The organism is Candidatus Cloacimonadaceae bacterium (assembly GCA_030693415.1).
Taxonomy (GTDB): domain Bacteria; phylum Cloacimonadota; class Cloacimonadia; order Cloacimonadales; family Cloacimonadaceae; genus JAUYAR01.
Map to the genome: position 1 here is coordinate 1 of JAUYAR010000008.1, position 9,109 is coordinate 9,109.

General features: G+C 49.6%; 7 protein-coding genes. 3 read left to right on the plus strand and 4 right to left on the minus strand.

The features are described 5' to 3' along the window. Nucleotides 1–231: 231 nt before the first annotated feature. A complete protein-coding gene (locus Q8M98_00385; protein ID MDP3113207.1) occupies nucleotides 232–522 on the plus strand; it encodes a zinc ribbon domain-containing protein in 291 nt (96 codons plus the stop codon). Between the two features lie 65 nt (nucleotides 523–587). On the opposite strand, the gene Q8M98_00390 is transcribed toward Q8M98_00385, so the two are convergent. From Q8M98_00390 to Q8M98_00400, 3 genes are all read right to left on the minus strand, one after another. Beyond that, nucleotides 588–1,598, minus strand: coding sequence for a lipase family protein (locus tag Q8M98_00390; protein ID MDP3113208.1), 1,011 nt, complete (start codon nucleotides 1,596–1,598; stop codon nucleotides 588–590). 25 nt (nucleotides 1,599–1,623) lie between these two features. Continuing rightward, on the minus strand, nucleotides 1,624–2,418 hold the full coding sequence (locus tag Q8M98_00395) for an alpha/beta hydrolase (protein MDP3113209.1): 795 nt from the start codon (nucleotides 2,416–2,418) through the stop codon (nucleotides 1,624–1,626). Between the two features lie 103 nt (nucleotides 2,419–2,521). Continuing rightward, a complete protein-coding gene (locus Q8M98_00400) occupies nucleotides 2,522–2,923 on the minus strand; it encodes a TM2 domain-containing protein (GenBank protein ID MDP3113210.1) in 402 nt (133 codons plus the stop codon). A gap of 351 nt (nucleotides 2,924–3,274) precedes the next feature. Between Q8M98_00400 and Q8M98_00405 the strand changes: the two genes are divergently transcribed. Further along, complete coding sequence (locus tag Q8M98_00405) at nucleotides 3,275–5,548, plus strand: caspase family protein (GenBank protein ID MDP3113211.1); 2,274 nt, start codon at nucleotides 3,275–3,277, stop codon at nucleotides 5,546–5,548. A gap of 11 nt (nucleotides 5,549–5,559) precedes the next feature. Further along, complete coding sequence (locus Q8M98_00410; GenBank protein MDP3113212.1) at nucleotides 5,560–6,648, plus strand: formylglycine-generating enzyme family protein; 1,089 nt, start codon at nucleotides 5,560–5,562, stop codon at nucleotides 6,646–6,648. A 249-nt stretch (nucleotides 6,649–6,897) separates the two neighbouring features. Here the strand turns inward: Q8M98_00410 and Q8M98_00415 are convergent, their stop codons facing one another. Beyond that, complete coding sequence (locus Q8M98_00415) at nucleotides 6,898–8,601, minus strand: glutamine--tRNA ligase/YqeY domain fusion protein (GenBank protein ID MDP3113213.1); 1,704 nt, start codon at nucleotides 8,599–8,601, stop codon at nucleotides 6,898–6,900. Nucleotides 8,602–9,109 lie beyond the last annotated feature (508 nt).

Here is a 9,109-nt window from a genome sequence, read left to right on the forward strand (position 1 = left end):
CATGCATGAGCAATCGCTGATTGCCAATCTGAACATCTCCCAAATCTGTCAAGAAAATGTGAATTGGAAGCACTTAGACCACTTATTCTCCAAGTGCTCTGGTAAAGCAGCGTAGAATGGTGATGGTTTTTGAACAGTCTCCTCAGTCTTATTCATCCACTTTGAGAAAAAGAAGTTGACACAATATGGGCAGATAGGATACTTGCACGTAATATATTCAAGGAGTATCGTATGCATTGCTCAAATTGTGGTCAGGAGATCAATCCTCAAGCCGTGGTGTGCGTTCATTGCGGGGTTCGTGTGCAGCAAGTCAATTCAGCCGATGGCACAATCGGCGGATTGGGAATCATTTGTTTTCTCTTTCCAATAGTGGGCTTGATCCTCTATCTCGTCTGGAAGGACGCCATGCCAACCAAAGCCAATGGAGCCGGAAAAGCAGCTCTCTGGGGCTTCATTATCAGCATGGTTCTATCTGTGCTCTATTTCGTGGTCTTTGCTGCGGCAGTAGCCGGCTCGATGTAAGGGCTGCGCATCCTTCTTTAGGTTTCGCAATCCCTCCCGGGCGTCCAAGATGTTCGGGAGGTTTTTTATGGACTGCCGGAATCATTTGACGCAGAGCCGCGTCCATTAGAGATCAGATAGTTGTAAGCGCTGATGGCATATAGCACCGGAGCGTGATCCACCATATACTTGAACAGCAGTTCCTGCATGGCATCGCTGAGGATGCTGACGAACTTGAGCACCTGAAAGCGTAGCAGATACCTGACCGCGGAGGCGGGGATGCCCCAAAAGATCAGTTTGAAGACCGCGTTGCGGTTTGTCTTCCACAGATCAAAGATATATTTGAGCAAGGACTTGTCCTCGATGGTGGAAACAGCTATCCCTTTGTCGCTGATCTGAAAGACTTCCCCATCAATATAATAGACGTCATGGCCGATATATTTGGAAAAGCGTGGCGGGAAGCGGACTACGATGTCGTCCCGATTGACCATGCGAAAATGCCTGATCCCCAGCTTGCGGGCAAACTCACGGTCGCCGAATTTGGGGCAGCCGAAGGTATAGACCGGATTCTGACAATTGCTCTCGATTGCTGCCAGCACTGCAATCACGCCGCCAAGGCTGTGCCCCGTGAACCACAGCCGGCGTTGAGGGTTTTCATGCTTCAGTTTCCGGACGATGTTTCTGGCTCCGAGTTCGCAATCGAGCCACACTCTCTGGTAGGAATCGAAAAAGCCCTGATGCAGCTTGCCGTAATCGGACGCGAAGACGGGCTTGACCAGCACTCCATAGCTAAGGTCTTTTAGCATACCGATGGATTTGATCTGCGTTCCGCGGAAAGCCACCACGATCAGTTCATCGTCATAGGCAACGACGCAGCGGAAATTGTTGTTGTTCACGATTTGGGTTTTCATATCCAGGATGGAATCCATCGCCAGACGGATAAAATTGGGGTGTTCATAGGCGATCAGGGAAAACTCGCTCAGCCACCAACAGATAGCGGGATCAAAGTCCGTCTGCACCGGGGGAAAGGGATGATCTTTCCTGATGCTGAAGTAATCATAATCCATATTCGGCGGAAAGATGATCGCATCCGTCATCTTTGGAAGCGGGCGTAAGAGATGATCAGGCATTGGATTCAATGAAGCTCTTCACGTGTTCGCAGAGGCTTTTTGGCTTTTGGAGCTGGATGTAGTGCCCGCAATTCTTCATCACGATGAGTTTGCTCTCTTGCCAGATGCGGTGCATGGTATGCGAATCCTTGTAAAACAGACGCAGCGTGTTATCCGAGGTGATGACCAGGCAGGGTGGATGATGAGTCTGTTCTGCCACACTTTTGGTGAAGGTTGCCAGCTCTTTGCGGACAGAATTGATATAGAGCCGCGCGTTGGCATAAGTCGTCTGCTGGATTGATTCAAAGAGGTCGGCGTTGCCGATCAGCACCCGATTGTTGACAAACATCAGAAACGCGCTGAATCCGGATTTCGTCCGGCTGAATATCTTATAGAGCAATCTCCCGATGATTGGTAGATTCATCAGGCGCATGATGATGGGGAAAGTGAGTGCGATGTCCATCAGGATGAGGGATTTGATCCGCTTTGGGTTGTGCAGATAATAGTCCAACGCCATTGAACTGCCCAAACAGAAACCCATGATGTGAAATTGATCCAGTCCCAAGTGATCCATCAGCGCAGAAATTAGGCGTTCGATCTCGCCATAGACAAATCCTTCGATCTGTCCGGATTTGCCAAAGCCAGGCAGGTCAAACGCCACGACGCGAAAGTCCCGTTTCAGAATGGGAAGATTGGCACGCACAAACACCTGCGAAGAACCGTTCCACTCATGAATGTAGAGCAGGGCTTCGCCGCTTCCCTCATCGACGTAGGCGATTTCCACGCCCTTATAGCTAAATTTCTGCACTCTCAGCTCTCCCTAAAAAACCAACTTGCAAGCCGGGACATTCAAAAGCGGAGACTGCCGGATGGCAAGACGTCTCCGCGTTTCATACGATAATGCAGGGCAACTATTTGTTGGTGATCAGTTTACCCTGGGCATCTTTGAAATTGCCCATGATGATGATGATCAGATCGATCAGAGTCCAGATTCCGAAGCCGCCGACCGTAACCAGCATGAGAATACCCAAACCGGTCTGTCCCACATAAAAACGATGCGCTCCAAAACTACCAAGGAAGAAGCATAAAAGCAACGTGGTCAACCAATCTTTGTCGCTCTTGTCACCTGAAAGCCCACCTGAAACGGACAAGCCGGCGAGCTTGACTCCGCAGTTCATGCACACTTCAGCACTTTCATTGACGTCTTTGCCGCAATTCTGGCAAAACTTGTTCGCCTTGAGGGGTGGCAGACCGCATGACAGACACACGACAGCGCTTCCGGCGATCTCGGTACCACAGTTCTTACAAAACATATTTACCTCGTAGAATAGATTTTCGCAATGCTTACAACAACGTTAAATCTGTCAAGTGCTTATTTCCGACAAATCTAATTGTTTCCACAATCAATGACAATTGTGCCATGCATGCACATATCACCCCTGCTCCATATTATTATCAGACAGTATGTTATCCTGTAACATCTGCATAAAGATGCGAAGGTAAAAAAATAAGACTTGACAGGATTATGGGAGTCTACAACGCATCCACGCACAGAGATTACCAAAGGGTGGTGAATTATGAAAATACTGGTTTGTTGTCTGCTAATAGGAGTCACTTGTCTGCTCTCGGCAGGGATTATGGTCAGGTCGGAGAGTGGTGCCGAGATGAGGCTCTACTCTGGCTATCATGCCCTGATCATCGGCAATAGTGAGTATCGGCACTTTCCAAAACTCAGAGGCGTCAAAGGGGACGTTCAGGACGTGAAAGCAATGCTGGAAAAGCTGAACGTGCAGGTAACCCTTTTGGAAAACCAGACTGGTGCCCAGATGCAGAAAGCGATGAGCGATTTTGTTGACGTCACCGGCAAGGATCCCGAGCGGGGGCTGATTTTTTACTTCGCAGGGCATGGCTACACCGAAAAAAGAGCTGACGGCACCGATCTTGGCTATATCGTTGCTATCGATGCACCCGCTTATGAAATCAACAAGGGGGATTTTCGCAGCAAAGCCATATCAATGTCCCAGATCAACGAATATGCCGAACTGGTGCAATCCAAACACGTTTTGATGATCTTTGACAGTTGCTTTTCCGGAACCATTTTCACTGCCCGGCGCGCCATACCCAAGATCATTGACGTCAAGACCTCCCAACCGACGCGGCAATTTATCACCGCCGGCGCCGCCGATGAAACGGTGCCGGATCAAAGCATCTTCAAAACCACCCTGCTCAAAGGACTGGGCGAGGGCTTTGCCGATCTGAACCGCGATTATTATGTGACCGGAGCGGAGCTTGGTGTATACCTTGAAGATAATGTGGTCGAATATTCCCGTGGAAATCAACACCCCAAGTTTGGCACTATCCCCAATCCCAAGCTTGACCGCGGAGATTTTGTCTTTGCTTTGCACAAACCCGTTGAAGAAAAGAAAGCGACGGTGAGCACTCCAATCACTCCCACGCAAAAACCTCCCCCCGCTCAATCCGAAACTGAGCTTGAACGCATGACCGGAGACTTGCGCATCACCGTAGATTTTGAAACGGAAGTGTTTGTGGACAGGGTCTCCAAAGGAAAGGCTAAACTGGGCTATGCAATGAATGTGAAAGCGCTGACCGTGGGGGCGCACACAGTGGAGATGTTCTTTGGCAATGCCAAACTAAGCGACACAGTTCAGATCTTGGAAAACGAAACCGTTAGGCTGGATTGGAAACAAAGCAGTATCCAAAGCAGAATAAGCTCCACTCCTCGCTTTACCCTCAATTCAAATCCCCAGGGAGCGAATTTCACTATTGACGGCTATCCAAGCTTGATCTTGCAGACTCCATTTGCCTTTTACGATCCGATTTCTACAAAGTATAGAGTAAGCTTTTCCCGCAAGCGCTATCAGGATACTTCAGCGGAGATCATCACCACCTCTGGCGCCAGAGGGGAATCTACAGTGCAATTGATCCCGCAATTTGGCGATTTGAAACTGTCCTCAGAGCCTACCCGTAGCGCTGTTTGGCTCAATGATCAGGAAATGGGCGAAACTCCACTTGATCTGAGTGGTGAAGTTTCAGGTTTGAGCCCCGGTACCTACACGCTGAAGGTGGTGCCCAAAAGTCCAAACTATGCTCACGGCGAAAAGGTGATCACGATCAAGCCAAACGTAACCATGAAAGAACATATCATTCTGAAAGACATCCTTGCTCTGCTCACCATCAGATCGGATCACTATCCTTTCTTGCTCTTGAGTAATGGTGAACAGATCGCGGTGGTTGCCAAAGAATCCACCCTCCGGGTGGCCCCAGGGATATTGAAACTGGAGATCAAACCCAAAGGTGCGTCTGCCACTCCTCTGAAAACGGTATCCACCACTTTGTCTCTTGCGCCAAACGAGGAGAGATTGCTGCAGGTGAGGATGATATTGGCACCTGCCGAAATTGTGATCAGCTCCAGCCCGGATGATGCCAAGTTCGTGCTCTCCGACGCCGGCGGCAAAAGAACCCCCCTCAATGGCAATCATGGAATAGCGGACGCCGGGTTATATACATTAACCGCCGGCAAATGGGGTTTCTACACCCAACAATCTCAGATAACTCTCAAAGAAAATGAACGCTACAATGCCAAAATCGTGTTTCAACCCATCCCACGCGCCATCCTGAAACAACAAAGCAAATGGAAGTTTCACCGCTATGGAGCGCTCAGCACCCTTGCTGCAGGAATCGGAATTGCCGCTTATATGTATCACCAGGCAGATCTTGATTATGAGGATTATCAGGCGGCATCAAATCCCAGCACAGCTTTGGAGTGCCGGGAAATCTATTTGGACAGCCGGCGCAACTACCATATCAGCCTAAACTTTAATATCCTGCCCTTCGCCTGGCTTGCATATTCCACTTTCAAGGGCAGCATGGCTTCCAATCGCATTCAAACCGAAATGAGATCCCGGATTTCCCAATGAAGAGGTTTAACATGAAAAAGCTATCGCCTTTACTAATGCTGCTGATCATGATGACAATTGTCTCTTGTATGAACCGGGAACTTGATAACCCCATGGATCCCAATAACGTTCTTGTTACACCCACCTTCAGTCCTGCGGGAGGGACTTACCCAACGGCGCAGAGTGTGACTCTGAGCTGTGCCACCAGTGGAGCTACGATCCGCTATACTATCAACAATACAGAACCCACAGCCACATCAACTGTGTACAGCAGCCCGCTCACAGTCTCAAGCGCCACCACGATCAAAGCCAAAGCGTTTAAGACAGGCTGGACAGATAGCGCAATCGCCTCCGCTACATATACTATCGGGTCAATTCCCGTTCAGATGATCTACGTACCCGGAGGTACATTTAGCAACGGCACGTCCAATGTAACCCTTAGCAACTTTTACATCGGCAAATATGAAGTGACACAAACAGAGTATCAAGCAGTGATGGGCAGCAATCCATCGAATTTTCACAGTGTAACCAACGGACCTGTGGAGCGTGCAACTTGGTTCAATGCCATCGAGTATTGCAACCGGCGTAGCATGAACGAGGGTTTAACCCCCTGCTACAGCTATCTCACCTATGGCACAAACCCCATGAACTGGTCTGCCGGGTGGAATACTAATGATGACAACCACACCAATGTTACCTGCTCCTGGACAGCCAATGGCTACAGACTGCCCACCGAGATGGAGTGGATGTTTGCCGCGCGGGGAGGAAACCAATCCAACAATTACACCTACAGCGGCAGTAATGACATCAATACGGTGGCATGGTACTTTTACAATTCCGGTGATACAACTCATACAGTCGGCACCAAGGCAGCCAACGAGCTTGGCACTTTTGACATGACCGGTAACGTTTGGGAATGGGTTTGGGATATCCGCGGCAGTTATCCAAGTGGTTCGCAAACTAATCCAACCGGTGCCAGTAGCGGGCCTGACCGTGTGGTACGCGGCGGTAGCTGGGACAACAGTTCCTACCCCTGCCCCGTTTCCTATCGGAACGACTACCATGCGACCTACAGCGCCTACGCCATTATAGGCTTCCGCGTGTGTAGGGTTTCCCCTTGATTTTTGTTTTTTGTCCTTTTTGCAAACTCTGAATTTTGCAACCCAGCTTGGCGGAGAGGACAACTGGGGGTGCAGGGCAGTCCGGTAAAATTATGTGTTTTTTACCTTTTTTACCGTAAAAACACAAAATGAAGACCCGGCAAAGCAATCCAGCCACCGCTCAAAGTAGCGCAGCATGCCGATGCTGCGAAGGCGTGATATTTATCGCTTCCGCATGATCGGCATCATGCGCTACATGAAATCCCAGTTTCAGGTTCGTTTTTGCTGTTTTGCCCAGCTATCTTTCAAGGTCGTGATGCGGTTAAAAACGAGTCTCTCGTCATTGCTATCCGGATCCACGCAGAAATAGCCCTGACGCATGAATTGGAAGCGTTCGCCGCTGGTGGCGAGACTCAATCCCGGCTCCGCCATGCAGTGGGTTTTCACGATCAGTGAAGCTGGGTTTTGATAGTCTGGAAAGTCCTTTCCTTCCTCGATGTCGTTAAAATCGGCAAGGGTGAAAAGCTGGTCATAGAGACGGACTTCGATGGGTATTGCATGGGCGGCGGAAACCCAATGGATGGTGCCTTTGATCTTTCTGGCGTCCGGGGTCCAACCACCGCGGGATTCGGGATCGTAAGAACAAATCACTTCCGTGATGTTTCCTTCAGCATCTTTGACAAAATCTTTGCAGGTGACATAATAGGCATGTTTGAGACGCACTTCGGCGCCGGGAGCAAGGCGAAACCAGCCTTTGGAGGGGTTTTCCGCAAAATCATCTCTTTCGATATAGAGTGTTTTGGAGAACGGGATCACGCGTGTTCCGGAGGTTTCGTCCTCGGGATTGTTGTCCGCGACCAGCTCTTCGATCAAGTCCTCGGGATAGTAGTCGATGGTCAGTTTGATCGGGTCCATCACTACCATGACGCGGTTGGCACGGCGGTTTAGATCTTCGCGCACGCAAAATTGGAGCAGGTCATAATCCACGATGGAATTGGCTTTGGCTACTCCGATACGGTCCGAGAATTCACGAATCGCCTCGGGACTGAAACCTCTGCGTCTCATTCCTGCGATCGTGGGCATGCGTGGATCGTCCCATCCACAGACGATACCGGTGGTCACGAGTTCCAGCAGGCGGCGTTTGCTCATTACCGTGTAAGTGAGGTTGAGCCTGGCAAATTCGATTTGTTGCGGATGGCAGGGGACGTCCAGTTGGTCGAGAAACCAGTCATAGAGCGGTCTGTGATCTTCAAATTCCAGCGTACAGATGGAGTGGGTGATATGTTCCAGCGCGTCCGAGATGCAATGCGTGTAATCATACATCGGATAGATCACCCAGTCTTCGCCGGTGCGGTGATGCTCCGTTTTTTTGATGCGATAGATGACGGGATCGCGCATGTTCAGATTCGGAGAAGCCATGTCGATCTTGGCACGCAGAGATCTGCTGCCTTCCGCAAATTCTCCGTTTTTCATCCTGCGGAAGAGATCGAGATTTTCCTCCACTTTGCGGTTTCGAAACGGACTATCGCGTCCCGGAACGGTCAAAGTTCCACGATAGGCGCGCATTTCTTCCGGTGAAAGATCGCAGACGAATGCCTTGCCTTGCAGGATCAGATCCTCGGCATAGGCATAAAGCTGATCAAAATAATCCGACGCATAGAAAAGCTTATCCTGCCAATCAAAGCCCAGCCAACGTACGTCATCCATGATGGAATTCACGTATTCGACGTCTTCCTTGACGGGATTGGTGTCGTCAAACCTGAGATGGCAGATTCCGCCATAATCCCTTGCCAGACCAAAGTTCAGGCAGATGGATTTGGCGTGACCGATATGCAGATAGCCGTTCGGCTCCGGCGGAAAGCGGGTGATCACTTTGCTGTGTTTGCCGCTTGCCAGATCCTTGTCGATGATAAAGCGGATAAAGTTTGAGACCGGCGCTTTCTCTTCGCTGATGCTGTTTTCCTTGTTTTCCATGATTTCCAACCTCGGATTATAATGAGAGACCTTTTTTTGGGGATGTGGAAATAAAGTCAAGCGCTAAGATTGGCTCATGTGCACAAGGTTAATTTCGATCCTTGCATTTCACATCTCAAATAAGCGAGACTTCGCTTTAACTCAAAACTCCGCCGTTGATAGTTGGAGATAGCAGTAAGTCCTTGTCAGGCGGAGCTTTAGGCAAAGGACTGGATTTCAGCCTTCGCTGGAATGACGGATGCAGAGCCTGTTCACCTACTCACCTACTCACCCGTTCGCACCCTAAATATCCGCTTCTCCCCCTTAGCCCAAGTTTCGCATTTTTAGGGACTAAGTTATTGGTATATATGACAGTCATTTTTCAGTTAGGCACTAAACTCTGTGTTTAGAGATGATTTGATTTTTGAAGACTTTGACGTTCAGCAGGGAGTAGATTTTGTCTGCCTTGCCCTCGGGCAGACCAGTTTGTCTGACGTGTACCCGATACCCTTTGGCATCGGTAAAGATC